General features: G+C 71.7%; 26 protein-coding genes and 1 riboswitch. Of the genes, 16 read left to right on the plus strand and 10 right to left on the minus strand.

Annotated elements, in window-relative coordinates:
* Nucleotides 1–105 precede the first annotated feature (105 nt).
* Nucleotides 106–975 carry an NAD(P)-dependent oxidoreductase gene (locus ABGB18_RS10195; RefSeq protein WP_347695155.1) on the minus strand — a complete coding sequence of 290 codons (870 nt, stop codon included), beginning with the start codon at nt 973–975 and terminating at the stop codon, nt 106–108.
* 122 nt (nt 976–1097) lie between these two features.
* Nucleotides 1098–1204, plus strand: a riboswitch (guanidine-I (ykkC/yxkD leader).
* 49 nt (nt 1205–1253) lie between these two features.
* On the opposite strand from ABGB18_RS10195, the gene ABGB18_RS10200 reads away from it, so the two are divergent.
* The 4 genes from ABGB18_RS10200 to ABGB18_RS10215 all read left to right on the plus strand — a co-directional run bounded on the left by ABGB18_RS10200 (nt 1254) and on the right by ABGB18_RS10215 (nt 6068).
* Nucleotides 1254–2399: an agmatinase family protein gene (locus ABGB18_RS10200; protein WP_347695156.1), complete on the plus strand. Its 1146-nt coding sequence runs from the start codon at nt 1254–1256 to the stop codon at nt 2397–2399.
* Nucleotides 2400–2497: 98 nt separating this feature from the next.
* Complete coding sequence (locus ABGB18_RS10205; RefSeq protein ID WP_347695157.1) at nt 2498–3181, plus strand: histidine phosphatase family protein; 684 nt, start codon at nt 2498–2500, stop codon at nt 3179–3181.
* A 164-nt stretch (nt 3182–3345) separates the two neighbouring features.
* A complete protein-coding gene (locus tag ABGB18_RS10210) occupies nt 3346–4503 on the plus strand; it encodes a CoA transferase (protein WP_347695158.1) in 1158 nt (385 codons plus the stop codon).
* A 74-nt stretch (nt 4504–4577) separates the two neighbouring features.
* Entirely contained in the window at nt 4578–6068 is a 1491-nt protein-coding gene (locus ABGB18_RS10215; protein WP_347695159.1) for a carboxyl transferase domain-containing protein, read from the plus strand.
* 56 nt (nt 6069–6124) lie between these two features.
* Here ABGB18_RS10215 and ABGB18_RS10220 read toward each other — a convergent pair whose 3' ends face one another.
* The 5 genes from ABGB18_RS10220 to ABGB18_RS10240 form a co-directional block, all read right to left on the minus strand.
* The gene (locus ABGB18_RS10220) at nt 6125–6520 is read right to left on the minus strand and encodes a hypothetical protein (RefSeq protein ID WP_347695160.1); all 396 of its coding nucleotides are present in this window, start codon (nt 6518–6520) and stop codon (nt 6125–6127) included.
* Nucleotides 6517–6963 carry a hypothetical protein gene (locus tag ABGB18_RS10225; RefSeq protein ID WP_347695161.1) on the minus strand — a complete coding sequence of 149 codons (447 nt, stop codon included), beginning with the start codon at nt 6961–6963 and terminating at the stop codon, nt 6517–6519. Before ABGB18_RS10225 ends, ABGB18_RS10220 begins: the two co-directional genes overlap by 4 nt.
* Before the next feature lie 67 nt (nt 6964–7030).
* Entirely contained in the window at nt 7031–7807 is a 777-nt protein-coding gene (locus ABGB18_RS10230; protein WP_347695162.1) for a carbon-nitrogen hydrolase family protein, read from the minus strand.
* On the minus strand, nt 7767–8702 hold the full coding sequence (locus ABGB18_RS10235) for a DUF418 domain-containing protein (RefSeq protein WP_347695163.1): 936 nt from the start codon (nt 8700–8702) through the stop codon (nt 7767–7769). Before ABGB18_RS10235 ends, ABGB18_RS10230 begins: the two co-directional genes overlap by 41 nt.
* The gene (locus ABGB18_RS10240; RefSeq protein ID WP_347695164.1) at nt 8693–10477 is read right to left on the minus strand and encodes an alpha/beta fold hydrolase; all 1785 of its coding nucleotides are present in this window, start codon (nt 10475–10477) and stop codon (nt 8693–8695) included. Before ABGB18_RS10240 ends, ABGB18_RS10235 begins: the two co-directional genes overlap by 10 nt.
* Before the next feature lie 26 nt (nt 10478–10503).
* On the opposite strand from ABGB18_RS10240, the gene ABGB18_RS10245 reads away from it, so the two are divergent.
* Nucleotides 10504–11670 carry a pyridoxal phosphate-dependent aminotransferase gene (locus tag ABGB18_RS10245; RefSeq protein ID WP_347695165.1) on the plus strand — a complete coding sequence of 389 codons (1167 nt, stop codon included), beginning with the start codon at nt 10504–10506 and terminating at the stop codon, nt 11668–11670.
* A gap of 106 nt (nt 11671–11776) precedes the next feature.
* On the opposite strand, the gene ABGB18_RS10250 is transcribed toward ABGB18_RS10245, so the two are convergent.
* Nucleotides 11777–12385: a helix-turn-helix domain-containing protein gene (locus ABGB18_RS10250; RefSeq protein WP_347695166.1), complete on the minus strand. Its 609-nt coding sequence runs from the start codon at nt 12383–12385 to the stop codon at nt 11777–11779.
* A gap of 81 nt (nt 12386–12466) precedes the next feature.
* On the opposite strand from ABGB18_RS10250, the gene ABGB18_RS10255 reads away from it, so the two are divergent.
* The 3 genes from ABGB18_RS10255 to ABGB18_RS10265 all read left to right on the plus strand — a co-directional run bounded on the left by ABGB18_RS10255 (nt 12467) and on the right by ABGB18_RS10265 (nt 14447).
* Nucleotides 12467–13483 carry an aldo/keto reductase gene (locus ABGB18_RS10255; RefSeq protein WP_347695167.1) on the plus strand — a complete coding sequence of 339 codons (1017 nt, stop codon included), beginning with the start codon at nt 12467–12469 and terminating at the stop codon, nt 13481–13483.
* A gap of 398 nt (nt 13484–13881) precedes the next feature.
* A complete protein-coding gene (locus ABGB18_RS10260; protein WP_347695168.1) occupies nt 13882–14067 on the plus strand; it encodes a CopG family transcriptional regulator in 186 nt (61 codons plus the stop codon).
* A complete protein-coding gene (locus ABGB18_RS10265; RefSeq protein ID WP_347695169.1) occupies nt 14064–14447 on the plus strand; it encodes a type II toxin-antitoxin system death-on-curing family toxin in 384 nt (127 codons plus the stop codon). Before ABGB18_RS10260 ends, ABGB18_RS10265 begins: the two co-directional genes overlap by 4 nt.
* Before the next feature lie 77 nt (nt 14448–14524).
* Here the strand turns inward: ABGB18_RS10265 and ABGB18_RS10270 are convergent, their stop codons facing one another.
* Both ABGB18_RS10270 and ABGB18_RS10275 read right to left on the minus strand, forming a co-directional pair.
* Nucleotides 14525–15622: an FUSC family protein gene (locus tag ABGB18_RS10270; protein ID WP_347695170.1), complete on the minus strand. Its 1098-nt coding sequence runs from the start codon at nt 15620–15622 to the stop codon at nt 14525–14527.
* 81 nt (nt 15623–15703) lie between these two features.
* The gene (locus ABGB18_RS10275) at nt 15704–16372 is read right to left on the minus strand and encodes an alpha/beta hydrolase (RefSeq protein ID WP_347695171.1); all 669 of its coding nucleotides are present in this window, start codon (nt 16370–16372) and stop codon (nt 15704–15706) included.
* 194 nt (nt 16373–16566) lie between these two features.
* Here ABGB18_RS10275 and ABGB18_RS10280 point away from each other — a divergent pair, with 194 nt between their 5' ends.
* From ABGB18_RS10280 to ABGB18_RS10315, 8 genes are all read left to right on the plus strand, one after another.
* Nucleotides 16567–17658 carry a ring-opening amidohydrolase gene (locus tag ABGB18_RS10280; RefSeq protein WP_347695172.1) on the plus strand — a complete coding sequence of 364 codons (1092 nt, stop codon included), beginning with the start codon at nt 16567–16569 and terminating at the stop codon, nt 17656–17658.
* Between the two features lie 45 nt (nt 17659–17703).
* The gene (locus ABGB18_RS10285; protein WP_347695173.1) at nt 17704–18264 is read left to right on the plus strand and encodes an SseB family protein; all 561 of its coding nucleotides are present in this window, start codon (nt 17704–17706) and stop codon (nt 18262–18264) included.
* An 84-nt stretch (nt 18265–18348) separates the two neighbouring features.
* Nucleotides 18349–18993: an A24 family peptidase gene (locus ABGB18_RS10290; RefSeq protein ID WP_347695174.1), complete on the plus strand. Its 645-nt coding sequence runs from the start codon at nt 18349–18351 to the stop codon at nt 18991–18993.
* Nucleotides 18994–19036: 43 nt separating this feature from the next.
* Nucleotides 19037–20218, plus strand: coding sequence for a chorismate synthase (gene aroC, locus ABGB18_RS10295; protein ID WP_347695175.1), 1182 nt, complete (start codon nt 19037–19039; stop codon nt 20216–20218).
* A gap of 14 nt (nt 20219–20232) precedes the next feature.
* Nucleotides 20233–20733, plus strand: coding sequence for a shikimate kinase (locus ABGB18_RS10300; protein ID WP_347695176.1), 501 nt, complete (start codon nt 20233–20235; stop codon nt 20731–20733).
* Entirely contained in the window at nt 20730–21800 is a 1071-nt protein-coding gene (gene aroB / locus ABGB18_RS10305; RefSeq protein ID WP_347695177.1) for a 3-dehydroquinate synthase, read from the plus strand. The genes ABGB18_RS10300 and aroB overlap by 4 nt, the downstream gene beginning before the upstream one ends.
* A gap of 73 nt (nt 21801–21873) precedes the next feature.
* Nucleotides 21874–22308 (plus strand): type II 3-dehydroquinate dehydratase, encoded by a 435-nt coding sequence (gene aroQ, locus ABGB18_RS10310; RefSeq protein WP_347695178.1) that lies wholly within the window; start codon nt 21874–21876, stop codon nt 22306–22308.
* Entirely contained in the window at nt 22305–23066 is a 762-nt protein-coding gene (locus tag ABGB18_RS10315) for an SGNH/GDSL hydrolase family protein (RefSeq protein ID WP_347695179.1), read from the plus strand. The genes aroQ and ABGB18_RS10315 overlap by 4 nt, the downstream gene beginning before the upstream one ends.
* A gap of 494 nt (nt 23067–23560) precedes the next feature.
* Here the strand turns inward: ABGB18_RS10315 and ABGB18_RS10320 are convergent, their stop codons facing one another.
* A complete protein-coding gene (locus tag ABGB18_RS10320) occupies nt 23561–25555 on the minus strand; it encodes an ATP-dependent DNA helicase (RefSeq protein WP_347695180.1) in 1995 nt (664 codons plus the stop codon).
* Nucleotides 25556–25690 lie beyond the last annotated feature (135 nt).

Raw genomic sequence — 25690 nt, forward strand, 5'->3', positions numbered from 1 at the left:
GCTCCTGTCATTCCGGCAGTCCACCTGGGCTCACTTCCACTCCCCCCGTAGGAGGCGGCGCTTGCAGCGTAGCCGCGCGCGTACCCTCTGTCACCTGAACGGTGTTCAGTCCTTGTCGAAGCCGGCGAAATACGTGGCGGCCATGTCGTCCTCGCCGTGCCCCTGGGCCTCGGCGCGGCGGAAGCGCTCGCCCGCCGCCGCGATCACGTCCATACGGACGCCCGCGGACTCCCCGGCCTGGACGATCAGCCGCGTGTCCTTCTCCGCGTTGCGCACCGTGAAGCTGGGCGTGTAGTCGTCCTCCAGGATGGCCCGGGCCTTGGCCTGGAAGTACGGGCTGTCCATCGGCCCGCCCGCGATCACCTGGCGGACCAGGTCAGGGTCGAGGCCGAGGCCGCGGGCCAGGGCGAGGGCCTCGGCCACGACGGCGGTCATCGAGATGCCGCAGCTCACCGTGGCCATCTTGAGCTTGGTCCCGGCGCCGCCGGCCCCGTCGCCGGCGAGCCAGAGCGTACGCTGGCCGAGCACGTCGAAGATCGGGTCGAGGACCGGCCGGGCGGACTCGGCGCCCGCCGCCAGGATGACGAGCTTGCCCTGCTCGGCCGGTTGGCGGGTGCCCTGGACCGGGGCGTCCACGAAGGTCGGCCCGTGCTCGGCCGCCAGCGCCGCCAGCCGGTCGATCGCCGCCAGCCCGACCGTGCTCATCTGAGCCCACACCTGCCCCGCCCGGAGCGCCGGGGCGGCGGCGGACATCGCGGCGTGCACCGCGTCCCCGTCGGTGAGGATCGTGATGATCACGTCCGCGCCCTCGACGGCCTCCGCCGGGGACCCCGCGACGACCGCGCCCGCCTCCGCCAGCGGCTCGGCCTTCGCCTTCGTACGGTTCCACACCCTGACCCGCAGGCCCGCCCGAGCCAGGTTCCGGGCCATGGGAGCGCCCATGAGCCCCGTTCCGAGGACTGCAACAGTAGTCATGGGATCACCTTATGAACCGGGCCCCGGCCCCGTCGCGCCCGGGGCGCGGTAAGCGGACTGGAATCAGGACTTAACAGCACAGAAACACGGCAGAGGTGCACTGAGGGGGACTCATCGGGACGATGAGGCGCATCTAGGGTTCCGCCGGCACGCGCCGGGCCTGGTCCGAGAGATGCAGGCGGCCCGCTCCACCGGGGCCGCTCCACGGCGGGACAAAAGCCCGGGAGGCCGGCCATCGCCTGGCCGCCTTCCGGCCGGGCCGACCATTCGGAGCACGAATGCACTGGCACCCCCGCAAACCGCACGACGACTACGGACCCGAGGCTCGCTTCGCCGTCGAACGCGAGGCCGAGCTGCCCACCACCGGCTGGGACCGCGAGGTCGCCAGGGCGCTGGAGCTGGGCCTGCAGGGCGCCGACTCCATCGTGGACCGCCGCATCCCGACGTTCTCGCGCGGCGAGCTGCCGCACTTCGCGGGCATCAACACCTTCCTCAAGGCCCCGTACGTCGAGGACGTGCGGACCTGCGGCGACTACGACGTGGCCGTGCTCGGCGCCCCGTTCGACGGCGGGACGACGTACCGCTCGGGCACCCGGTTCGGCCCGCAGGGCATCCGCCGGATCTCCGCGCTGTACGGGCCCTACAGCTTCGAGTTGGGCGTGGACCTGCGCGAGTCGATCACGATCGCCGACCTCGGGGACGTGTTCACGATCCCGGCCAACATCGAGAAGACGTTCGACCAGATCTCCAAGGCCGTCTCGCACGTGTACGCGAGCGGCGCCTTCCCCGTCGTCCTCGGCGGCGACCACTCGATCGGCTACCCGACCGTACGCGGCGTGGCCGAGCACCTGTCGGGCAACCTGGGCATCATCCACTTCGACCGGCACGTGGACACCCAGGAGACCGACCTGGACGAGCGCATGCACACCACGCCCTGGTTCCACGCCACGGACCTCCCGAACGTGCCCCCGCGCAACCTCGTGCAGATCGGCATCGGCGGCTGGCAGGCCCCCCGGCCGGGCGTCAAGGTCGGCCGCGAGCGCGGCACCACGATCATGACCGTCACCGACTGCGTCGAGATGGGCATCGAGGCCGCCGCCGAACGGGCGCTGGAGGTGGCCTGGCGGGACGCGGAGGCCGTGTGGCTGTCGTTCGACGTGGACTGCCTGGACGCGGCGTTCGTGCCGGGCACCGGGTGGCCCGAGCCCGGCGGGTTCCTGCCGCGTGAGGTGCTGAAGTTCATCCAGCTCATCGCCGACGCCGCGCCGCTGGCCGGGATCGAGGTGGTGGAGTGCAGCCCGCCGTACGACAACGCCGACATCACCTCGCTGATCGCCACCCGCGTGATCTGTGACACGCTCGGGTGCCTGGTCCGCTCCGGCCACCTGCCGAGGGGCGCGAAGGAGCCGGCCCGCGGAGCATGATCGCCGGCAGGGCACGTGGGGTCCCCGGCCGGGTGGCGTGAAAAGGCCGGGGACCTCGCCCGGGGACATGCGCGGAGCGGCGTGTGATGATGGCCGGCATGGGCCCGAACCACATCATCGCCGTACGACACGGCGAAAGCGCGGCGAACCGCGCCTTCCGGCTGGCAGGCACGACGCCGCTGGTCTACCAGCCGGGCGATGACGAGGTGACGCTGACGGAGCTGGGCAGGACGCAGGCGGCGGCCCTCGGGCGGCTGCTCGCGGCCCTGCCCGCCGGTGAGGCGCCCGAGCTGGTGTGGTGCTCGCCCTACCGGCGCGCCCTCGACACCTGGCGGGTCGCGCAGCGGGCCTGGGGGATCGACCCCGCACTCCCGGTCACCGTGGACGGGCGGCTCAGGGACCAGGAGGCGGGCACGTTCGCCCGGCTCAACCTGGCCGCGATCAAGGAGCGGTTCCCCGCCGAGCTGGCGCGGCGCGAGGCCGAGGGCGCCTACGCCTACCGCCCGCCCGGCGGCGAGTCCCTGGGCGACGTCGTGGCCAGGCTCCGGCTCCTTCTGGCCGACCTGGGCGGGCGCGCCGACGGGCGGCGGGTGCTGATCGTCGCCCACGACTCGGTGGTGCTGGGGCTGCGCCACGTCATCGCCGGGAGCCCGGACGCGGACCTGGCGGCCGTGCTGGAGCACGCGCCCGTACTGAACGCGTCGGTGTCCGTGTGGCGGGCCGGCGGCGGCCGTTTCGAGCTCGTACGGTTCAACGACGTGACCCACCTCGGCGCCCGATGACCCGATCGATCCTTGCCCGGAGACGCGGCCGTGACGGGGCCGCACGGGGCCGCGGGCGATCGCCACGGCCACCCGGCGAAATCATGGGGACCCAGGGTAGATGACGAGGGGTGGGCAACTGAGAGAATGTTCTTTCGCCCCGAATGCAAGTAGGAGGTTGGATCTTGCTCGGACCCCTCAAGGACATCGTCGTGCTCGACCTGTCCAGGGCCCTGGCCGGGCCGCACGCCGCGCAGTTGCTCGGTGACCTGGGCGCTCGGGTGATCAAGGTGGAGCATCCCGACGGGGGTGACGAATCACGCGGCTGGGGGCCGCCGTTCGTCGGGCCGGATCACGACATCTCCACCTATTTCCTGAGCACCAACCGCAACAAGCAGTCCATCCGCGTCGACCTGAAGTCCGCCGAGGGCAAGCAGCTCATCGAGCGCCTCGTCCGCCGGAGCGACGTCCTCGTGGAAAACTTCCGCACTGGCGTGCTCGACCGCCTCGGCTTCACCGTCGAGCGCCTGCACGAGCTCAACCCGCGCCTCGTCATCCTGTCGATCACCGGGTTCGGCCACGACGGCCCCGAGGGCGGCCGTCCGGGCTACGACCAGATCGCGCAGGGCGAGGGCGGCCTGATGTCGCTGACCGGCCCCTCGCCCGAGGAGCCGTACCGCGTCGGGGCCTCCATCGCCGACCTGCTGGCCGGCATCCAGGGCGCCTACGGCGTGGCCGCCGCCCTCTACGAGCGCGAGCGGACCGGCGAGGGCCGCGTGGTGCGCACGTCGCTGCTGGCCGCCATCACCGGCGTGCACGCCTACCACGGCACCGCCTGGACGGTCGGCGGCCAGGTGCCGGGCGCGAGCGGCAACCACCACGCCTCCATCGCCCCCTACGGGGCCTTCCGCTGCGCCGACGGCATGCTGCAGCTCACCGCCGCCAACGAGGGCCAGTGGCGCAAGGTCGCCGCGCTCCTCGGCATCGATCCCGACACGCCGAAATACGCCACCAACCGGGACCGGTTCGTGCACCGGGACGAGCTCGTCGCCGACATGGAGAAGGTCCTGGGCGCCCACGACCGCGACCACTGGCTGGCCGAGCTGGCCGAGGCGGGCGTGCCCGCGGGGGCGATCAGGTCGATCGACGAGGTCTACGCCTGGGACCAGACGCGGTCGCAGGGCCTGGTCGTCAAGGTGGAGCACCCGGTGCTCGGCACGATCGAGCTGCCCGGGCCGGTGCTGCGCTTCGACGGGCTGACCGGGGTGGAGCACACCGCGCCGCCCATGCTCGGCCAGCACGACGAGGCCGTGCTCGCCTGGCTCGAAGAACGCGAGAGATGATCCGAATATCACGGCACCGGGCGGGGGGCTCGTGCGTCAACATTGCATCGTCGGCCGACATCTAGGGAGCGATAGTGAGCCGTCCGGACGCGCGCACACTGATCGAAACGGTCCTCGACAGGGGGTCGTGGAAATCGTGGGACGCGCCGCCCGCCGACCCGGCGCGGCCAGGCTCCTCCTACGCCGACGAACTGGCCGCGGCCCGCGTCAAGTCCGGCTATGACGAGGCGCTCATCACCGGCGAAGGGCTGCTGGGCGGGCGCCGGGTGGCCATGGTGGCGTGCGAGTTCTCGTTCATGGCGGGCTCGATCGGGGTGGCGGCGGCCGAGCGGTTCGTGACCGCGGTCGAGCGGGCCACCCGTGAGCGGCTGCCGCTGCTGGCCGCGCCCGCCTCGGGAGGGACGCGGATGCAGGAGGGCGCGCTGGCGTTCGTCCAGATGGTGAAGATCACCCTCGCGATCCAGGCGCACCGCGCCGTCGGCCTGCCCTACCTGGTCTACCTGCGGCATCCGACGACCGGCGGGGTGTTCGCGTCCTGGGGGTCGCTCGGGCAGGTCACGCTGGCCGAGCCGGGGGCGCTGATCGGGTTCCTCGGGCCACGGGTGTTCGAGTCGCTGCACGGCTACCCGTTCCCCGAGGGCGTGCAGGTGTCGGAAAACCTGCACCGCAAGGGGCTGGTGGACGCGGTGGTCGCGGCCGAGGACGTACGGGACAGCGCCATCAAGGCGTTGTCGGTGCTGGCCGCCGACAGATCCGGCATCGTGGCGGGCCGGCCGCCCGAGGAGGACCTGCGGCCGGTGGAGGCGTGGGAGGCGATCACCCGCTCGCGCCGCGACGACCGGCCCGGCGTGCGCACGCTGCTCAAGCTCGCCGCCACCGACGTGACCCCGCTCAGCGGCACCGCCGAGGGCGTCAACGAGCCGGGGCTGCTGCTCGCGCTGGCCAGGTTCGGCACCGCGCCCGCGGTCGTGCTCGGCCAGGACCGGCGGCTGCAGCGGACCAACTCGCCGCTCGGCCCGGCCGGGCTCAGGGTGGCCAGGCGCGGCATGCGGCTGGCCGCCGAACTCGGCCTGCCCCTGATCACCGTCGTCGACACGGCGGGGGCGGACCTGTCGAAGGCGGCCGAGGAGGAGGGGCTGGCCAACGAGATCGCGCGCTGCCTGGCCGAGCTGGTCATGCTCGACGCGCCGACCGTCTGCCTGCTGCTCGGCGAGGGCGCCGGGGGAGCGGCACTGGCGCTGCTGCCCGCCGACCGGGTGCTGTGCGCGCAGCACGCGTGGTTGTCGCCGCTGCCGCCGGAGGGCGCCTCCGCCATCCTCTACCGGTCGGTCGACTTCGCCCCCGAGATCGCCCAGGCGCAGCACATCCGGGCCACCGACCTGCGCCAGGACGGCATCGTGGACCGGGTGATCCCCGAGCTGCCGGACGCCGCCTACGAGCCCCGGCAGTTCTGCGAGCGGGTGGGGCGGGCGCTGGAATACGAGATCGCGGGGCTGCTGGAGGCGAGCCCGGCCGACCGTTTCGCGGCCCGCCAGGCCCGCTACCGCACCCTCGGCACCCCGTAGCCTTGTCGCTGAGCGGTCCGGCCGGCTGGGCCGGTCGGGCCGAGGGGATGGGCGGCCTACGGGACCGGGATGCGTTCGATCCGGATCGAGAAGACCTCCTCGCGGGGCACCACGACCTCGTAGGCGCCGTGGTCCACCATCCAGTAGCCCAGCGCCTCCGCCTTCATCCCGCTGTGCCCGGTGTAGGCGATGTGCAGTCCGTCGTCGTCCTCGTCGAGCACGATGCAGGGCTCGCCGCCGAACGCCCCCACCGTACGGACCAGCACCAGCCACTCCACCTCGGACCTGGGCACCCCCCGCCGCCAGTAGCCTGCGGCCGCCTCGAAGCCGGTCAGCTCCACCTCGCTGAACAGCACCACCTGGTCGTTGTCCGGGCCGAGCGCGGCAGGAAGGGTGCGCTCACCGAAGCGGGCCACGAAGCCGGAGGCGACCGGCACGATCTCCTCGCTCATGCGGCGGGCCGCCAGGTCAGCCCGTCGTAGTCGGCGAAGGACCGCTCGCCCTCATGGGTCACGTGGATGATCTCCGCCCCGGCCGGGATCGGCATCGGAACGGTGTGGAACTGCGGCACCACGTGGTCCGACGAGGTCGTGAACCCGTTGCCGGCGAACGGCGGCGCGTCGCTCCAGTCACCCCCCATGTGCGGCCCGTACGGCACCGCGTAGGTGTCGACGTCACGCGCATACCAGCGCATGAGGTAGAGCTCGGGCGCCTCCGCGAACAGCTCCGAGCCGTCGAAACCCAGGTCGAGCCCGTAGAAGAGCGACTCAGGAGTGGTCAGCCTGACGCAGTCCTGCACCCGGTAGACATAGCCGGAGATGACCGTGCGCCTGCCCGACAGGTAGGGCACCAGCAGCCGCGGCGGCACGGCCTTCTGCATCTGCGTTCCGCTCACCGTTCTACTTTACGATCGGTTGGCCCTTCGATGGGACGTCCATCGCGAGCGGCGGGCCTTCCCGTGCTCAGAGCACCCGGTGCTCAAGGCACGGCAGCGTGGTCCGGGCGGTCGCGGTCCACTCGTGATCCACCTCGACGACCCGCACGCCGGGGCCGGTGCCGAGGTCGGCGCGCACCACGCCGAGCGGATCGACCAGCATGCTGCGGCCCACGCCGAACCCGTCGGAGGACTCGGCCGGGTTGGGCGCCTGGCCGACGGCGGCGGTCCACATGGTGTTCTCCAGCGCCCGCGCCCTGACCAGGGTGACCCAGTGGTCCTCCTTGAGCGGCCCGGAGCCCCAGGCCGCGATCACCGCGAACAGCTCCGCGCCCCGGTCGACCAGTGCCCTGGTCAGCTCGGGGAACCGGATGTCGTAGCAGGTCACGAGCCCGACCCTGAGCCCGGCCAGCTCCACGACCGTGGGCTCGGCGCCGGGCGCGACCAGGTCGGACTCCTTCGCGCCGAACGAGTCGAACAGGTGGATCTTCCGGTACGCCGCCCGCAGGCCGCCCTGCTCGTCGATGGCCACGGCCGTGTTGTAGACCCGGCCCTCGCCCGGCTCGAACACCCCGGCGACCACCGACAGCCCGTGCCGCCTGGCGGCCTCGGCCAGGCCGGACACGAACGGCCCGTCCAGCGGCTCGGCCATGCCCGTGATCCGCCTGCCGTAGCGGGTGAGCGTGGCCTCGGGGAAGATCGCGAGATCGGCCCCTTCGGCGCCGGCGAGCGCCTCCGTAGCCCTCTTGAGGTTCGTCGACGGGTCAGGGGACACCGGGATCTGGCAGAGGGCGATTCTGGTCACGGCCCGACTCTAACCGGTTCGGCACCCATCGAAACCAGGTGAGGCACCGCCAAAGCCATTCGAGTGGCCCATACCGGTATCTGGCCAGCCACCATCTGGCGAAAAAGACCTGCACCGCCAGGGTCGCCACCGTCAGCCCCACCACCGACCACCGGGTCGGGTCGCGGCTCAGCACCTGCCCGGCCAGGGCGATGACCACGGTGCCCGAGACGTAGCAGGTCAGCGCCATCTTGCCGACCGGCTCCAGCACCGCCGACGACCACGGCCGCAGGGCGAGCAGCAGGCCCAGCGAGTATGCCGCCGCGCCGGCCAGGGCGGCCACGCTGTAGACGGCCCACTCGTTCGTGACGGCCCAGGCGGCGGTGAGCAGGGCGGTGGCCAGCGCGGCGGCCGCGAACCCCGGGAACAGCAGCGACCGGGGCGGGCGCAGTTGCCACAACGCCATGCCGATCAGGAACAGTCCGGGGATGAGCCACGCCCCGTAGCCCACCAGCATCCCCCATGCGATCACCACCAGGCCCAGCACCAGCACCGGCCACCCGGGGGTCAAGAACGACGCGGGCAGCAGCACCACCGCCCCGTAGAAGGCGTAGTCGGTCAGCACCTCGCCCTCGTAGAACGTGTGCTGCACCAGCCCGAAACAGCACAGCCACAACAATCTGCTCAGCAGCGCCCACCGGCTGTTGCCGCGCAGGAACAGCAGGAAGCTGATGCCGAACAGCATCGAGAAGATCGGATAGAACCGGCTCTGGAACAGGGTCTCGATGGTCAGGTCGAGCCCCGTGCGGGGCCCCTCGACGTGCTCGATGGTGTGCTGCCAGGTGTTGACCAGCATGATGCCGCCCACCGCGAAGCCGCGGAGGGCGTCGAGCTCTCGAACGCGTGTCAAAGGCACCAGACGCACCACCATACGAGGAATCCGGAGCTGATGACGGTTGCCGCGACCTGGGGCCATCGGCGGTCGTGCCGCAGGGCCGCCGCGGTCAGTACGGTCGAGGCCGCCGCGATCCAGGTGTAGAGGACGGCCGTGGCCGGGATCCCGGCGGCCAGGGCGGTCTCGTTCGTACCGGCCAGGGCGGCGACCGACTGGGCGATCAGGCCGGTGAACGCCACGCCGGACAGGCCGCCGAAGGCCGCCGGCGACCTGCCCTTCAGCGCGCCGGTGACGAGCTGGATGAGGGAGACGAGGGCGTACAGGCCGAAGGGGGCGGCCAGCCAGGGGGAGCGGGAGATCTGGTACGGCGCGGCGGTCACGTGCAGGTCGGGGACCGGGGCGGGGGCTTGCAGGCAGGGATCGGAGTCCGCCGCGGCGGCGCCAGGTGAGGAGACCGGGGCGGCCCCCGGCGAGGCGGCCGGAGAGGCCGAAGGGACAGCCGTCGGGGCGGGGGCGGTTGTCGGGGTGGCGACGAACTCGGCCATCTTGCGACGGGCGCAGGCGTTGGCCAGGAAGACGGCGTGCGCGGTGCCGGGGAACTCCTCGAAGCGGGCGTTGGGGAGGGCCTCGGCCGCCGGCCGCGCGGTTCTGGCGGGGGTGGTGGGGTCGTACTGGCCGGCGAGGACGTACACCGGGGCCTTGGTGGTGGCGTTCACGGGCCGGGACGCGGGGAGCTTCCAGGCATCACACACCGCCTTGTCCCCCTTCATGGTGAAAAGCCTGGCCTTAGTGGTGAATTTGTTGAAAGGGACCTCGTCCTGGCACTGCACCGCGTGATACAGCCCGAACTCGTGCGACACCAGCCCCTCACCCGCGGCGTCGGCCAGCGGCCGCAGCAGCTCGTCGCGCCCCTCCACCAGCGCGGTGACCATCACCGGGGTCAGCGCGGTCACCTCGGAGTCCTGCAGCGCCTCCGCCAGGATCGTGGCCAGGTCGTCGCCGGTCATCCGCGCCGTGAACCGCCTGCCGGCCAGCGGATCGACGGTCGGTACCCGGGCGGGGGCCGCGTTCAGCCGGGCGACCACGGCCTCGAACCGATCCCGCACCCCCAGCCGGGCCATCGTGGCGACCAGGTTGGCGTCGAAGTCGTCGTACCAGCCGGCCTGCTCCGGCAGGAACGAGTCCAGCACCACCGACCGCACCCCCTGCGGGTCGGCCGCGGCGGCGTCCAGCATGACCCGGGTGGAGTAGCTGACGCCGAACAGGTTCCACGAGCTGTAGCCGAGCTCGCGGCGCAGCGCCACCACGTCGGCGGCGATCTCCTTGGTCTGGTACCCCCGCAGGTCGACGCCCTGCTGCCGGAGTCTGTCCCGGCACCGTACGGCGGCCGCGGCCACGTCGGCGACCGGCTCGCGCAACTGCCCGAGCAGCGCCTGCGCGGTCTCCGGGCAGCCCAGCGACGGTTCGGAGTAGCGGCTGCCGCGCTGCTCGACCGTCACCACGTCCCGGTCCGGGAACATCTGGCCGAGGAAGCCGGTGAGCTGCATGGACGCCGACCCGGGCCCGCCGCTCATGTAGACGACCGGGTCCGGTTTGCGGTCCTTGGCCATCGAGACACGCACGGCGTACCCGACCCGGATCGTCTTTCCCGGGGCGTCCCTGCGCTCGGGGACCTCCAGGAAACCACAGGTCGTACGGGCGGGCACGGCCACCGGGCAGGGACTCTGCCCGGGCGCGCCCTGAATCGTGAGGGGCGGGACTGCCAGGGCCAGGATGAGGGCGACCCGAGTGATCACGCAGACGAGACTAATAGTGTGGAGCCGTGACGGAACCACTTGTTACCAGGATGCGCGACTTCGGCACGACGATTTTCGCTGAAATGAGCGCGCTCGCCGTGCAGACCGGGTCGATCAATCTCGGCCAGGGTTTCCCCGACACCGACGGACCGGCGGCGATGCTCGACCGCGCGGTCCAGGCGATCGCCTCGGGCGCCAACCAGTACCCGCCGGGGCCGGGGGTGCTGGAGCTGCGCCAGGCGGTCTCCGACCACCGGGCGGGGCACTACGACCTCTCCTACGACCCGGCGGGGGAGATCCTCGTGACGGTGGGGGCCACCGAGGCCGTCGCGGCGACCGTCATGGCGCTGTGCGAGCCGGGCGACGAGGTGATCGCGTTCGAGCCGTACTACGACTCCTACGCCGCCTCGATCGCGCTGGCCCAGGCCCGGCTGGTGGCCGTCACCATGCGGCCGGTGGAGGGCCGCTTCACCTTCGACCCGGACGAGCTTCGCGCCGCCGTCACCCCGCGCACCCGCCTCATCCTGGTCAACTCCCCGCACAACCCGACCGGAACGGTCTTCACCCGGGCCGAGCTGACCGTCATCGCCGACCTGTGCCAGGAGCACGGCCTGATCGCCGTCACGGACGAGGTCTACGAACACCTGACCTTCGACGGGGTCGAGCACATCCCGCTGGCCACCCTCCCCGGGATGCGCGAGCGGACGGTGATGATCTCCTCCGCGGGCAAGACGTTCTCCGTCACGGGCTGGAAGACGGGCTGGGTCTGCGCCCCGCCCGCCCTGGTCACGGCCGTGCAGACGGTCAAGCAGTTCCTCACGTTCACGGCCGGTGCGCCGTGGCAGCTCGCGGTGGCGTACGGGCTGCGGCGGGAGCTGGAATGGGTCGCGGCGCTGCGCGCGGGCCTGCAGGACAAGCGCGACCGCCTGATGGAGGGACTGGCGGCGGCCGGCTTCGACGTGCTCAAGCCCGCGGGCACCTACTTCGTCCAGACCGACATCCGCCCGCTGGGCTTCTCCGACGGCCTCGAACTGACCCGCCGCCTCCCCGACCTGGCCGGCGTCGTGGCCATCCCCACCCAGGTCTTCTACGACCACGCGGACCGCGGCAAACACTTCGTCCGCTTCGCCTTCTGCAAGAAGGACGAGGTCATCGACGAGGCAGTGACCCGCCTCAAACGCCTCTCCTCCTAATCCCCACCACCCGGGGTGGGGATCGGCTGGCGCGCCGCGTCGGCGAGGTGTTGTGTGGTGGGGCCTGGCGCAACGCAGACGGCGCGCAACCCCGCGACCCCGGCCCTCAGCCCGCGGTCTGCGGATTGCGGGCTGAGGCTTTGTGGACGCTCGGGTCGGTGGTCGTCGTGGTTGGGGTGGCGGCTGGGCGGAGGCCGTCGAAGACGACCGAGAGGGTACGGGTGCGCAAATCGGCGTTCCAGTTGTTGTGCTGGGCCGCCAGGCAGGTCGCGCTCAGCAACGCCAGCAGTTCCTCCATCCCCACGTCCCCCCGAACCGCTCCCGCCTCCTGCGCCCGCACCAGCAGCCCTTCGATCGACCCCTTGATGTCGGGCGCCCCCGCCTTGGCGTCGATCCCGGCGGCGACCAGGGCGTCGACGAGCACCTTCTTGACGGTCGAATCCTCCACGATTGTGGTGAAGTACTCGAAGAAGGCATCACCGGGATCGGCGGCCGTGGCCAGTTCGTCGGCCCGCTCGGCCAGTCGCCGCATACGGTCCACGACGATCGCCTGATACAGGACCTCCTTGGTGGGGAACTGGCGGTAGATCGTACCGACTCCCACCCCGGCCAGTTCGGCGATCTCGCGCATCGACGCGGACAGGCCGTCCCTGGCCAGCACCGTCTCGGCGGCCTCCAGCACGCGGGCACGGTTGCGTTGCGCGTCGGCGCGCATTCTCATCACCTTCCGTTGACAAGCGGAACAAGTGTTCCGTATCGTTCAAGCGGAACACTAATTCCGATTCTAGGGATCCCCATGGACCACCTCAACCTGGGCCGTTCCGGCCTGCGCGTCTCCCGAGCCTGCCTGGGCACCATGAACTTCGGCACCGAGCACGGTCTCGCGGCCGCCGACGAGGCCGAGGCGGGCCGGGTCATCGACGCGTTCCTCGACGCGGGTGGCAACTTCATCGACACCGCCGACCTCTACCACCGGGGCGAGACCGAGGAGATCCTCGGCCGTGCCCTGAAGGGCAGGCGTGAGTGGGTCGTGCTGGCCACCAAGGGCGCCATGCCGGTCGGTCCCGAGGCGCGCGGCCTGTCGCGCCGCCACCTCACCCGTGCCCTCGACGCCAGCCTGCGCCGTCTCGGCACCGACTACATCGACCTCTACCAAGCCCACCAGTGGGACCCCCTGACGCCGATCGACGAGGTCATGGCCACGCTCGACGGATTCGTCCGCGCGGGCAAGGTCCGCTACCTCGGCTGCTCCAACTTCACCGCGACCCAGATCGTCGAGTCGCAGTGGGCGGCGGCGCGCGTGGGCGGCACCCCGTTCGTGAGCCTGCAGCCGCAGTATTCCCTGGTCCAGCGCGTGATCGAGGCGGAGATCCTGCCGGCCTGCGAGCGTCACGGCCTCGGCACGGTCGTGTACGGGACGCTCGGCGGCGGCGTCCTGACCGGCCGCTACCGCCACGGCGAGATCCCTGACCCGGACAGCCGGATGGGCCGCCTGCTCGGCCATTCCATGCCGGGTGCGAACCGATGGGCCCACTCCCTGCTCAGCGACATCAACCTGGCCATCGCCGAGGAACTGGTCAAGGTCGCGGCCGAGGTGGGCGCCGCCCCGGCCGAGGTGGCGCTGGCCTGGGTGGCCGGACGGCCCGGAGTGACCTCCGTCCTGGTCGGCCCCCGCTCGGTGGAGCAACTGCGCGGGAACCTGGCGGCGTTCGAGCTCGAACTGCCGCGGGAGGCGACGGACCGGCTGGACGAGGTCTCCCACTTCGACCCCGGCCCGATGGACGGCTCCTTCTTCCACCTCGTTCCCCGCTGACGTTCGCACCTCCTGAAAGGTCGTCGCCCGACAAGTCGTGGTATGCCCTGGCGGCATGAACCGACGGCAGGTCACGACGGCCCTCCCCGAGGGCCTCGGCCAGGTCGAGCGGCAGGAAAACCTGCGGCTGGGCGCCGCCGGCCGGGTCGGCCTGTGGTTGTTCCGCCCCGAGGTCCGGCGGACGCGCGTCTTCCATCGGGGCCGCGACCCGCCTTCGCGGGCCTCTCCGGCACCTGGTGTCTCACCGCCGGCGTCGGCATCCGCGCACGCCACTGGTCCCGGATCACGGTCGCGGAACACGAGGCGGACGCAGAGTAACGGACGGTAAACTCTCGGTCGTGGTATCGCCGTGATACCGCCCTCGACCTACTATGGGGGGTATGGCTATGACCCTTCGCTTGAGTGACGAGCAGACCGAGGCCCTCCGCAAGCGTGCCGAGTTCGAAGGACGCAGCATGCAGCAGGTCGCACTTAACGCGATCGATTACTACCTCGAGCGCGTCTCCGATGACGAGATCACGGACGCGCTCGCGGAGAAGGGCGCTCAGCGATTCGCCGACCTATTGCGGAGGCTGGGCGAGTGACCCACTATGTCACCCTTGAACAGGGGCTGCGCATCGCTCGGGCAGCCGTTGGGGGTCCCATCCACGTGCGGGACCTCGGCCTGCTTGAGGCTGCCCTTCTGCGGCCGCAGACGTCCCTGTTCGGACGCGATGCCTATCCCGACCTTCTGATGAAGGCAGCGGCCCTGCTTCATTCGATCGTCACCAACCACCCATTCGTCGATGGCAACAAACGGGCGGGCTGGCTGACGACCTATGTCTTTCTCGCGAAAAACGGCGTCGAGCTCGATCCGGCCGACGATGACGTCGCCTACGACCTGGTCGTCGCCGTTGCGGCGGGTAAGCTGACCGAGCTCGACGAGATCGCGGACATCCTGCGCACGTTCACGCCCACCTCCTGACAGGCCGTTCGGCGGGCCTGCTCTCACCTCGGCCGTGACGGATCGGGCGGCCCGCTCTTACCCCGCGTCCGGCCAGGTCAGGCGGGTCTGGTCTCGCTCTGCGGTTCCTCCAGCGGTGTCAGCGCCGCCGTCGCGGCCTCATGCTCCATGCCGGTCGCCTGCAGGAGATCCACCACCAGCGAACGCAACTGCGCGATGATGACGTGCGCCGAGAACCCCAGCCCCGCGGGCCGTTCGCGGGCCGCCACCGCGAGCAGGGCCTGGCGGGCCAGGGTCGGATCGCGGCCCGCGCTGAGCTCCAGTTGCAGCAGCAGGGCCGCCTCCGAGATCTCCCGCATCACCTCGGCCAGCGCGGCGGGCGGGGGAGCGGCCTCACCGAGCGCCGACAGGGTGCGCCTGCTCAGCACCCGCGCGTTGCGCAGCGCCAGGTCCACCGGCACGGCGGCGGTCTCGTAGCGGGCCAGGCGGGCGCGGCGGTGCCAGTGCAGGGGAGAGATCAGGGTGATCTCCTTGCTGGTCTGCAGCGCGGCCTCGAACTCCTCCACCGCCGCCTGGGTCGTACGGGCCTGGTCCAGAGCCTCGGCGGCCAGGTCGGCGTCCCGCTTCTCGATCGCCTCCGCCGCCTGCTCCAGCACGGTGGACAGCGCGTCGAGCACCCCCGACAGGTGCTTGGCCGCGATCGTGAACGGGCTGGCGGGCAGCAACGCCACCGCGGCGATCCCGATGATGCCGCCGGTCAGCGCGTCGGCCATCCGGTCCAGCCCACCGGCCCCCTCACCCGGCACCAGGACGGCCACCAGCACGGCCGACGACCCCACCTGCGCGACGAACAGCGCCCCGCCGTTGAGCAGCACCGCCACGGACATCGCCAGCGCCACCACGAGCGCGAGCTGCCAGGCGCCCGAGCCGATCCAGGACACCAGCAGGTCGCCGACTCCCACCCCCAGGCTGACGCCCGCGACCAACTCGGCCACCCGGCGCAGTCGCTGTCCCAGGCCGACGCCCACGCAGACCAGTACGGAGATCGGGGCGAAGAACGGCGAGGGGTGGCCGAGCAGCTCGATGGCCACGATCCAGGCCAGCGCGGCACCGACGGCACACTGCGCGATGGAGGGCGCCATCAGGCCGAACGTGCCCAGTCGTTCCCTTACGTGATCGCTGAGCGGGGTTTGCACCTTTCTACCATGGCGAATGTTTGTGACATTGGGGTCACGTTTGCACCGGCTACGGCCTTTTCGCGTCTGGTGCCCGTGCGTTCAGGCGTTCAGGAAGTCGTCCACCACGCGCAGGAACCGGCCGCGGGCGTCCATGTGGATCAGATGGCCCACTTCGATCGTGACCAGCTCCGCCCCCGGGATCCTGGCCGCCAGGCCCCCGGCGTCGAACGGGCTCTTCTCGCCGCCCGACAGCACCAGCGTCGGCGCCGTGATCTTGCCGAGCCACGCCGGCCACGCCGGATCCGGATCGATCAACTGCCGCTCGGTCTCGTGCATCATGCGCCAGTCGAACCCGGTGGAGCCGTCCTCCACGATGGGCGGGCGCCCCCTGAGCGGCAACGGCGGCGGTGCGTCCTCCAGCACGAGCCGCTCCACGCGTTCGGGATGGCCGCCGGCCACGAGATAGGCCACCACGGCACCCAGCGAGTGCGCGATCAGCGTGACGCGTGGCAGCCCCAGGTGGTCGAGCAGCGCCACGATGTCCTCGGCCATGCCGGGCAGCGGGTAGTCGCCCGGGTGCCCGCTGGCCCCGTGCCCCCGGAGGTCGGGGGCGAAGACGTGATAGCGGGCCGCGAAGTGCTGGGTGATGCCGTTCCAGTCGTTGTGGTTGGCGGAGCGGCCGTGGATCAGCACCAGCGGGGGAGAGGCGGGGTCGCCTTCCTCGCGATAGACGAGCTTGACCCCGTTGACGTGCGCTTCCCGAATCACAACCGCGACCCTACCGCCGCGCCGGCCCGGCACCGCGGCGTTCAGCAGGCCGCGAACACGGGGCACGGCGCCGGCTGGCGTTCGTTGACATCGAAGCCCGGCTTCCTGGGCAGACATTGACCATGAACCCCGCCGACCGGCTCGGCTAGCGTCGCCAGGGCAGGGGCCACCGGTATCACGAGAAGAGGCATCGCATGCCGGACCCAATCGAAGTGCGCAAAGTGCCGATCGAGAGCGTCACGGACGCCTCCGGGCTGTCACGGCTCATCGCCGACGGGGTGATCGAGGCGCGCCGCGTACTCGCCGTCGTGGGCAAGACCGAGGGCAACGGCGGCGTGAACGACTACACCCGCATCCTCGCCGACCGCGCCTTCCGCGAGGTGCTGGCCGAGCACGGGCATCCCGCGCCGGAGAACGTACCGCTGGTGTGGTCGGGAGGCACGGACGGGGTGCTCAGCCCGCACGCCACCATCTTCGCGACCACGGCCGGCGCCCCCGCCTCCGACGAGCCCCGGCTGTCGGTGGGCGTCGCGATGAGCGAGGTGATCCTGCCCGAGGACATCGGCCGGCCCGCGATGGTGGAGAAGGTCGCGGCGGGGGTACGGGAGGCGATGAAGATCGCGGGCATCGACGACCCGCGTGACGTCCACTACGTACAGACCAAGACGCCCCTGCTCACCCTGGCCACCATCACCGACGCCAAGCGCCGCGGCCAGGACACCGCCATCGAGGAGACCGGCCCCTCCATGGACCTGTCGAACTCCACCACCGCCCTCGGCATCGCCGTCGCCCTCGGCGAGATCGACATGCCGCGCGCCGACCAGATCCACAAGGACCTGTCGCTGTATTCGTCGGTGGCCTCCTGCTCGTCCGGGGTGGAGCTGGACCGGGCGCAGATCGTGCTGGTGGGGAACGTACGCGGCATCGGCGGCCGCTACCGCATCGGCCACAGCGTCATGAAGGACGCCCTGGACGCCGACGGCATCTGGGAGGCCATCAGGGACTCCGGGCTGCCGCTGCCCGAACGCCCGCATCCGTCGGATCTCGGGGGGCGGCTGGTGAACGTGTTCATGAAGTGCGAGGCCGACCCGTCGGGGCGGGTGCGGGGGCGGCGCAACATCATGCTGGACGACTCCGACGTGCACTGGCACCGGCAGATCAAGGCCACGGTGGGCGGGGTGGCGGCCTCGGTCACGGGCGATCCGGCGGTGTTCGTGTCGGTGGCGGCCGTCCATCAGGGTCCGTCCGGGGGCGGTCCGGTGGCGGCCATCGCCGATCTCGGGTGACGCCGGCCGGTATTCGCCACGGTTGAATGGGTAGTCTCAGGCGTTGTGCCGAGCATCCCGCAACCCCTCGATCCCCGTGACGACGGCAGTGCCCCGCCCGCGGTGGCCGCCGCGCTCGCCTCCTACCAGGCCGGCACCGCCGGGGCCGGCGAGGTGCTGGCCGCGCTGAGCGGCGCCAGGCTGCTGGTGCCCGTGGTCGCCCTGCTGACCGAGTCCGAGGTCGGCGAGCACGGGCTGCGGCAGGAGAAGGAGAGCGAGATGGCGCTGCCCAAGCTCGTCGGGAAGGACGGCAGGCAGGCGGTGCTCGCGTTCACCGGCGCGGAGGCGCTCGCCCGGTGGCGGGCCGACGCCCGCCCGATCCAGGCCACCGCGCTGCAGGTCTGCCAGGCCGCCGTGCAGGAGAAGGCGGCGGCCGTGGTGGTGGACGTGGCGGGGCCGGTGCAGTTCGTGATCGAGGGGGAGGTGCTGGAGGCGCTGGCCGCGGTCGAGTCCGGTACGGTGGGGGAGCTCACCGGAGTGACCCTCGCCAGGGTGGAGCCGGTGGCCGGGGCGGAGCCGGTTCGCGGGCGATGGTGGTTCTCCAAAGGCAGGAAAGGACGCCACTGAGGCGCGCCCCAAGTTGAGGCAGGTCGTATTCCGGTCTGGTCTGATGCTCGTTTCCACCGGGTCCGGCTCCATTAGGGTCGGCTCGTGGTCGCACTCATGGCGGTGATCGGGCTGGTGTGCGGGCGCGCCATCCGGGGCCTGGCCGACGCCTACGCGGGCCGGGTGATGGCCGACGCCTCCCACGATGACGGTCCCGGGCCCGTGCTCACCTCCCATGGCGGCCTCGCGCCCGTCCCCGCCTGGCCGCCGTCGGTCGAGCTGGTGGCCGCCGCCGTGGCGGGGCTCGTCGCGTGGCGGGTGGGGCCGCCGTTCGTGTGCTTCGCCGTGATCGGCACGGCCCTGGCGTTCGTCGACTGGCGTACCGGTCTGCTGCCGGACGCCGTCACGCTGCCGGCGTACCCGATCGTGGCGCTGGCCCTCGTACCGACCGGGGAGTTGCCCCGCGCGGTGGCCGGCGGGGTGGTGCTGGCGGCCGCGTACGGGGTGCTGTGGTTTCTGCGGCCCGACGCGATGGGGCTGGGGGACGTCAAACTGGCCGGGCTCATCGGGCTGGCCAGCGCGGCGCTGGGCTGGCAGGCGCTGGTCGTGGCGGCGTTCTGCGGGCAGGTGCTCGGCGCGCTCTACGGCCTCGCGCTCCTGGTGACCAGACGCGGGAGCGGGCGCACCCAGTTCCCGCTCGGGCCGTTCATGCTGCTGGGGGCGTTCAGCGTGCTTGTTCTCGGGTGGTGAACCGGGGACAGGCCACTCGGCCGCGCGTGGAAGACTTGGAAGCATGTTGCGCTGGTTGACCGCCGGAGAGTCACACGGGCCCGAACTCGTCGCCATCCTCGAAGGCCTTCCGGCCGGGGTCGAGGTGACCACGGACGCGATCGCCGAGGCCCTGCGCCGACGCAGGCTCGGCTATGGCCGCGGCGCCCGGATGAAGTTCGAGCAGGACCAGGTGACGATCGTCGGCGGCATCCGGCACGGGCGGAGCATGGGCAGCCCGGTCGCCGTCCGCATCGGCAACACCGAGTGGCCCAAGTGGGAGAAGGTCATGGCGGCCGACCCGGTCGACCCGGCCGAGCTGGAAGGGCTGGCGCGCAACGCGCCCAGGTCCCGCCCCCGCCCCGGGCACGCCGACCTGGCGGGCATGCAGAAATACGGGTTCGACGACGCCCGGCAGGTGCTCGACCGGGCCAGCGCCCGCGAGACCGCGGCCCGCGTGGCGCTCGGCGAGGTCGCCAGGCGCTTCCTGAAGCAGGCGCTCGGCGTCGACATCGTCAGCCACGTCACCTCCATCGGCGGCGCGCAGACCCCGTCCGAGACGCTGCCCGGCCCCGGCGACCTGGCCAGGATCGACGAGGACCCGGTGCGGTGCTCCGACCCCGAGGGCAGCGCCGCGATGGTCGCCGTGGTCGACCAGGCGCACAAGGACGGTGACACGCTCGGCGGCGTCGTCGAGGTGCTCGCCTTCGGCCTGCCGCCCGGTCTGGGCAGCTACACGCACTGGGACCGCAGGCTCGACTCCCGGCTGGCCGGGGCGCTCATGGGCATCCAGGCGATCAAGGGCGTCGCGGTGGGCGACGGGTTCGAGACCGCGCGCCGGCCCGGCTCCCGCGCCCACGACGAGATCGAATACACCACCGAGGACGGCGTCCGGCGCATCACCAACCGCGCGGGCGGCGTCGAGGGCGGCATGACCAACGGCGAGATCCTGCGGGTCAGCGCCGCGATGAAGCCGATCTCCACCGTGCCCAGGGCGCTGGCCACCATCGACGTCAAGACCGGCGAGGCGGCCAAGGCCCACCACGAGCGCTCCGACGTGTGCGCGGTGCCCGCGGCCGGCATCGTGGCCGAGGCGATGGTGGCGCTGGTGCTGGCCGACGCGGCGCTCGAGAAGTTCGGCGGCGACTCCGTCGAGGAGGTCGCCCGCAACCTGTCCGGCTACCTGTCTTCCATGGTGATCAAGTGACCCCGGAGCGACCAATGAGCGTCATCGTGCTGATCGGCCCTCCCGGGTCCGGTAAGACCACCCTCGGGCGGCTGGTCGCGGAGAAGCTCGGAGTCGGCTTCCGCGACACCGACACCGACGTGGAGGCCGTGGCGGGCAAGCCCGTCTCCGACATCTTCGTCGAGGACGGCGAGGCCCGGTTCCGCGAGCTGGAGCATCAGGCCGTGCGCCAGGCGCTGGCCGAGCACGACGGGGTGCTGTCGCTCGGCGGCGGCGCCGTGCTCGACACCGAGACCCGGGCCCTGCTCGCCGGCCACCACGTGGTCTACCTGCAGGTGGGGCTGTCCGACGCGATCCAGCGGGTCGGTCTCGCCGCGGCCAGGCCGCTGCTCGTGCTCAACCCGCGCAGCCAGCTCAAGAAGCTGATGGAGGAGCGGCGGCCGATCTATGAGGGGCTGGCCGTGGTGACGGTGGTGACGGACAAGCGCGAGCCGGAGGAGCTCGCCGACGAGATCGTCAAGGGGCTGCCCTCATGAGCGCGACCAGGATCACCGTGCGCGGTGACAGCCCGTACGACGTGGTCGTCGGCACCGGCGTGCTGGCCGAGTCGGCCACGCTGCTCAAGCCGGGCGTGCGCACGGTCGCGGTCATCCGCCCGGAGACCCTGCCGGCGATCGCCGGCCCGGTCGGCACGGCGCTGTCCGAGGCGGGTTACGAGGTGGTCGACCTGCCCGTGCCCGACGGCGAGCAGGCCAAGACCGTCGAGGTGGCGGCGGGGCTCTGGTCGGCGCTCGGCCGCCACGGCGTGACCCGTTCCGACGCCGTGGTCGGCGTGGGCGGGGGAGCGACGACCGATCTGGCGGGGTTCGTGGCGGGCACGTGGCTGCGCGGCATCCAGGTGGTGCTCGTCCCCACGACGCTGCTGGCCATGGTCGACGCGGCGGTCGGCGGCAAAAACGGCATCGACACGCCCGAGGGCAAAAACCTCGTGGGCACCTTCCTGCCGCCGGCGGGAGTGCTGTGCGAGCTGGACACGTTGCTGAGCATGCCGCGCCGCGACTACGTGGCGGGCCTGGCCGAGATCATCAAGGGCGGGTTCATCGCCGACCCGGAGATCCTCACCCTCATCGAGGCGGACCCCGAGGCGGCGACCCGCCCCGACGGCCCCCACACCCGCGAGCTGATCGAGCGCAAGATCCAGGTCAAGGCCGACGTCGTGGGCGCCGACCTGCGCGAGGCCGGGCTGCGCGAGATCCTCAACTACGGCCACACGCTCGCCCACGCCATCGAGCGCGAGGAGCACTACGGCATCCGCCACGGCGAGGCCGTCGCCATCGGCATGGTCTACGCCGCCGAGCTGTCCCGGCTAGCGGGACGCGCCGATCTCGTCGACCGCACCCGCTCGATCCTCACCGCAGTCGGCCTGCCCACCGCCTACCAGGCTGCGGCCTGGCCTCACCTGCGCGACCACATGCGCCTGGACAAGAAAAACCGCGGCGCCAAGCAACGTTTCGTCGTGCTCGACGCCCTGGCCAAGCCCGGCCGTCTCGAAGGACCGTCAGAAGAGCTGCTCGAAGCCGCCTACAAGGAGATCTGCGCATGATCCTCGTGCTCAACGGCCCCAACCCGCGGCGACCCGGCGGCCGCGAGCCCGGCTCCCGCAAGGAGGTCTGCGCATGATCCTCGTGCTCAACGGCCCCAACCTGCGACGGCTCGGCACGCGCGAGCCCGATGTCTACGGGGCGGAGACGTTCGACGACCTGGCCACGCTGTGCCGCGACACCGGCCGGAAGCTCGGCCACCACGTCGAGGTGCGCCAGACCGACGACGAGGCCGAGCTGGTCGGCTGGCTGCACGAGGCCGCAGACGGAAGCATCCCGGTCGTGCTCAACCCGGCCGCGTTCACCCACTACTCCTACGCCCTGCGCGACGCCATCGCCCAGCGCACCGCCCCGCTCATCGAGGTGCATCTCACCAATCCCGCGGCCAGGGAAGAGTTTCGCCATACCTCCGTCGTGGCCGGGGTGGCGACGGGCACGATCGCGGGGTTCGGACTACAGTCATACGTCCTTGCGCTGCAGGCTCTCTCGGAGATGAACACCACGTCATGAGGCACTACAAGTCCTTCGTCGCGCTCGGCGACAGCTTCACGGAAGGACTGAACGACCCCGGTCTCAACGGGCACTACCGTGGCTGGGCCGACCGGGTGGCCGAACGGCTCGCCGCCGACGACCCGTCCTTCCGCTACGCCAACCTGGCCATCCGCGGCAAGCTGCTCGACCAGATCGTCACCGAGCAGGTGCCGCTGGCCGTCGAGATGGCGCCCGACCTGGTCAGCCTGTGCGCCGGCGGCAACGACCTGCTCCGGCCGGGCGGCGACCCTGACGCGATGGCCAAGAAGCTCGCTCGGGCCGTACGCGACCTGCGGGCCGGAGGCGCGGACGTGCTGCTGTTCACCGGGGTGGACCCGCGCGACACGCCGCTGATGCGGCGGCTGCGCGGGCGCTTCGCCGTCTACTACCTGCACGTGCGCTCCATCGCCGACCTGTACGGGTGCCGGCTCGTGGACCAGTGGTCGATGCAGGGGTTGCGGGACTGGCGGGCGTGGAGCGCCGACCGGCTGCACATGAACGAGGACGGGCACCGGCTGGTGGCGGCGCGGGTGCTGGACGTGCTGGGGGTGCCGTTCGAGGACTGGCGCAAGGAGTGGCCGGAGCGGGCGGTGGATCCTCGGGCGCGGCGGCGCGAGGATGCCCAGTGGATGCGCGAGCACCTGGTCCCCTGGGTCGCCCGCCGCCTCCGCGGCACCTCCTCCGGCGACGGGGTGCCCCCCAAGCGCCCGGCGCTCTCCCCCTGGGTGCCCCTTTAGATCATCATCTTCATGTACGGCGGGGCCGGCATCACTCCAATCGCCGACCATGCGTGAGGGCCTCCAGGGGGCCATTTAGAAGATCATTATCTCGTACGGCGGGGCCGGCGCCACTCCAATCGCCGGCCATGCGTGAGGGCCTCCAGGGGGACGGCCTCTGACCCGCACGTGGCCGGCCGCCGTTACGGCGCTCGCTTGACCGGCTCCGTGGCTGAATCCGGGCCCGTTGCTCACGAGCCAGGATCCGATCCCGGGTGATGCGGCGACCGCCGTCCCGTTGCCTTCCTCCGTGCTGCGCGATGGGTGGCGGAGATGCGGTGATGGGGCACCGGCAGATCCACGAACAATGATCTACAACGTAAAGGGCTCCGGCTGGGAAGGCGGCAACGGCACCAGACCGCGCGCCGGTGCTGGTCGGTGTCGCTGGGCCGGGCGTTCGAAAGGCGGCGGCTGTCAGGACGCATTGCGTTCTGGGTCGCCGCCGGGAGTCCGGGTCAGGATTCGGCTGACAGGCGTTTCAGGGCCGCCCGGGGGATGGCGGGATCTGTGGTGCGCCAGAACGGGGGGAGGGAGCCGAGGAGGAAGCCGCTGTAGCGGGCCGTGGCGAGGCGGGGGTCGAGGACGGCGATCACGCCCTTGTCGTTCTGGGAACGGAGCAGGCGGCCTGTGCCCTGGGCCAGGAGGAGGGCGGCGTGGTTGGCGGCCACCGCCATGAAGCCGTTGCCGCCCTTGGCCGCCACATGGCGCTGGCGGGCCGACGTGAGCGGGTCGTCGGGACGGGGGAACGGGACGCGGTCGATGATGACCAGGCGGAGCGAGGGGCCGGGGACGTCCACGCCCTGCCACAGGGACAGCGTGCCGAACAGGCAGGTCGCCTCGTCCTCGGCGAACTGCTTGACCAGCAGCATCGTCGAGTCGTCGCCCTGGCACAGCAGCGGGACGTCCAGCTGGTCGCGCAGGGCCTCCGTGGCGGCCTTGGCGGCGCGCATCGACGAGAAGAGGCCCAGCGTGCGGCCACCGGCCGCCTCGATCAGCTCCGTGATCTCGTCCAGGTATTGCTGCGGCAGCCCGTCGCGGCCCGGCTGGGGCAGGTGTTTGGCGACGTAGAGGATGCCGGCCCTGGGGTGGTCGAACGGGGAGCCGACGTCGATGCCCTGCCAGCCCTTGCTGTCGCCGAGACCCCACTGCCCGGCCAGGCCGTCGAACGTGCCGCCGAGCGCGAGGGTGGCGGACGTGAGCACCACCGTACGGTTGCCGAACAGCTTGTCGCGCAGCATGCCGCTCACGGTCAGGGGTGCCACCCGCAGCATGGGCGGGCGCCGGTCGGTGCCCGCGTCGAGCCAGACCACCTCCGCCCGGTCGGCCTCCGAGGCGTGCCCGTAGGCCTCCAGCATGCGCACCGCCGTGTCGTGGACCTCGTCCAGCGCCGTGAACGCCGCCTTGCGCTGTCCCGCCTTGTCGGGGTCGTCCTTGTCGGCGTTGCGCGGCCCCAGCGCGGTGATGCACCGCCACGCGTTGTCGCGCACCAGGGCCAGCGTCAGCCCGAGCACTTGCGGCAGCTCGTCGATGCGGCCGGGCGGTGCGGCGGCCAGCAGCGCCTTGAGGTCCTCGCCGGACTCCATGAGCTGGTCGGCGATCGGCTGCTCGATCAGCCGGCCGACCCGGCGCACGGCCAGCATGACCGACGTCTCCGACAGCTCGGCGGTCACCACCGAGGTCACCCGGTCGACCAGCTCGTGGGCCTCGTCCACGACCACGACCTCGTGCTCGGGCAGCACCGGCAGGTCTCCCATGGCGTCGATGGCCAGCAGCGCGTGGTTGGTGACCACGACGTCCACCTCGCCCGCCCGCGCCCTGGCCAGCTCCGCGAAGCACTCGGCGCCGCTCGGGCAGCGCGTAGCGCCCAGGCACTCCTGCGCGCTCACCGAGAACTGCCGCCAGGCCTGCTCGCTCACTCCTGGCACCAGCTCGTCGCGGTCGCCGGTCTCGGTCTCCTCGGCCCACTCCTGGATGCGCTGCACCATGCGGCCGGTCGCGCTCACTTCGCGCGGGTCGAAGAGCTGGTCCTGCTCGTCCTCCTCGGGCCAGCCCGCCGTCGCCTTGTAACGGCACAGGTAGTTGCGCCGGCCCTTGAGGATCGCGAACGTCGGCTCGTGCGGCAGGTCCTTGCCCAGCGCCTCCGCCAGCCTCGGCAGGTCGCGGTCGACGAGCTGGCGCTGCAGCGCGATGGTCGCCGTGGAGATCACCACCGGCTCCTCGCCGCTCATCGCGTGCCGGATCGAGGGCACCAGGTAGGCCAGCGACTTTCCGGTGCCCGTGCCCGCCTGGACCGCGAGGTGCTCCTCGTCGTCTATGGCCTTCTGCACGGCGTGGACCATGGTGATCTGGCCCTGCCGCTCGCTCCCTCCGAGAGCGTTGACCGCGATGTTGAGCAGTTCGTCGACTGACGGGAGATCGGAGTCCGGCACGGCAGTAAACGCTACCCGCATTCGGGCGCCGACGCGCCCGGACGCAGGACGTTCGGCTCGTCGCGTAGTGGGTGTGAGTGCTGCGGCGGGGTGACCTGGCCTCAGGGGATCTCGGCGCTTGGTGCCGGGAGGTGGGGCCGGATCCGTCCAGGGTTT

The organism is Nonomuraea sp. B12E4 (assembly GCF_039871825.1).
In the GTDB taxonomy this organism is placed as follows: domain Bacteria; phylum Actinomycetota; class Actinomycetes; order Streptosporangiales; family Streptosporangiaceae; genus Nonomuraea.

Coding starts and splice junctions, on each gene's coding strand:
- aroC (WP_347695175.1), top strand. CDS start 19,037: ATGTTGCGCTGGTTGACCGCCGGAGAGTCACACGGGCCCGAACTCGTC.
- ABGB18_RS10255 (WP_347695167.1), top strand. CDS start 12,467: ATGGACCACCTCAACCTGGGCCGTTCCGGCCTGCGCGTCTCCCGAGCC.
- ABGB18_RS10280 (WP_347695172.1), top strand. CDS start 16,567: ATGCCGGACCCAATCGAAGTGCGCAAAGTGCCGATCGAGAGCGTCACG.
- ABGB18_RS10195 (WP_347695155.1), bottom strand. CDS start 975: ATGACTACTGTTGCAGTCCTCGGAACGGGGCTCATGGGCGCTCCCATG.
- aroB (WP_347695177.1), top strand. CDS start 20,730: ATGAGCGCGACCAGGATCACCGTGCGCGGTGACAGCCCGTACGACGTG.
- aroQ (WP_347695178.1), top strand. CDS start 21,874: ATGATCCTCGTGCTCAACGGCCCCAACCTGCGACGGCTCGGCACGCGC.
- ABGB18_RS10315 (WP_347695179.1), top strand. CDS start 22,305: ATGAGGCACTACAAGTCCTTCGTCGCGCTCGGCGACAGCTTCACGGAA.
- ABGB18_RS10300 (WP_347695176.1), top strand. CDS start 20,233: ATGAGCGTCATCGTGCTGATCGGCCCTCCCGGGTCCGGTAAGACCACC.
- ABGB18_RS10200 (WP_347695156.1), top strand. CDS start 1,254: ATGCACTGGCACCCCCGCAAACCGCACGACGACTACGGACCCGAGGCT.
- ABGB18_RS10320 (WP_347695180.1), bottom strand. CDS start 25,555: ATGCGGGTAGCGTTTACTGCCGTGCCGGACTCCGATCTCCCGTCAGTC.
- ABGB18_RS10205 (WP_347695157.1), top strand. CDS start 2,498: ATGGGCCCGAACCACATCATCGCCGTACGACACGGCGAAAGCGCGGCG.
- ABGB18_RS10250 (WP_347695166.1), bottom strand. CDS start 12,385: ATGCGCGCCGACGCGCAACGCAACCGTGCCCGCGTGCTGGAGGCCGCC.
- ABGB18_RS10220 (WP_347695160.1), bottom strand. CDS start 6,520: ATGAGCGAGGAGATCGTGCCGGTCGCCTCCGGCTTCGTGGCCCGCTTC.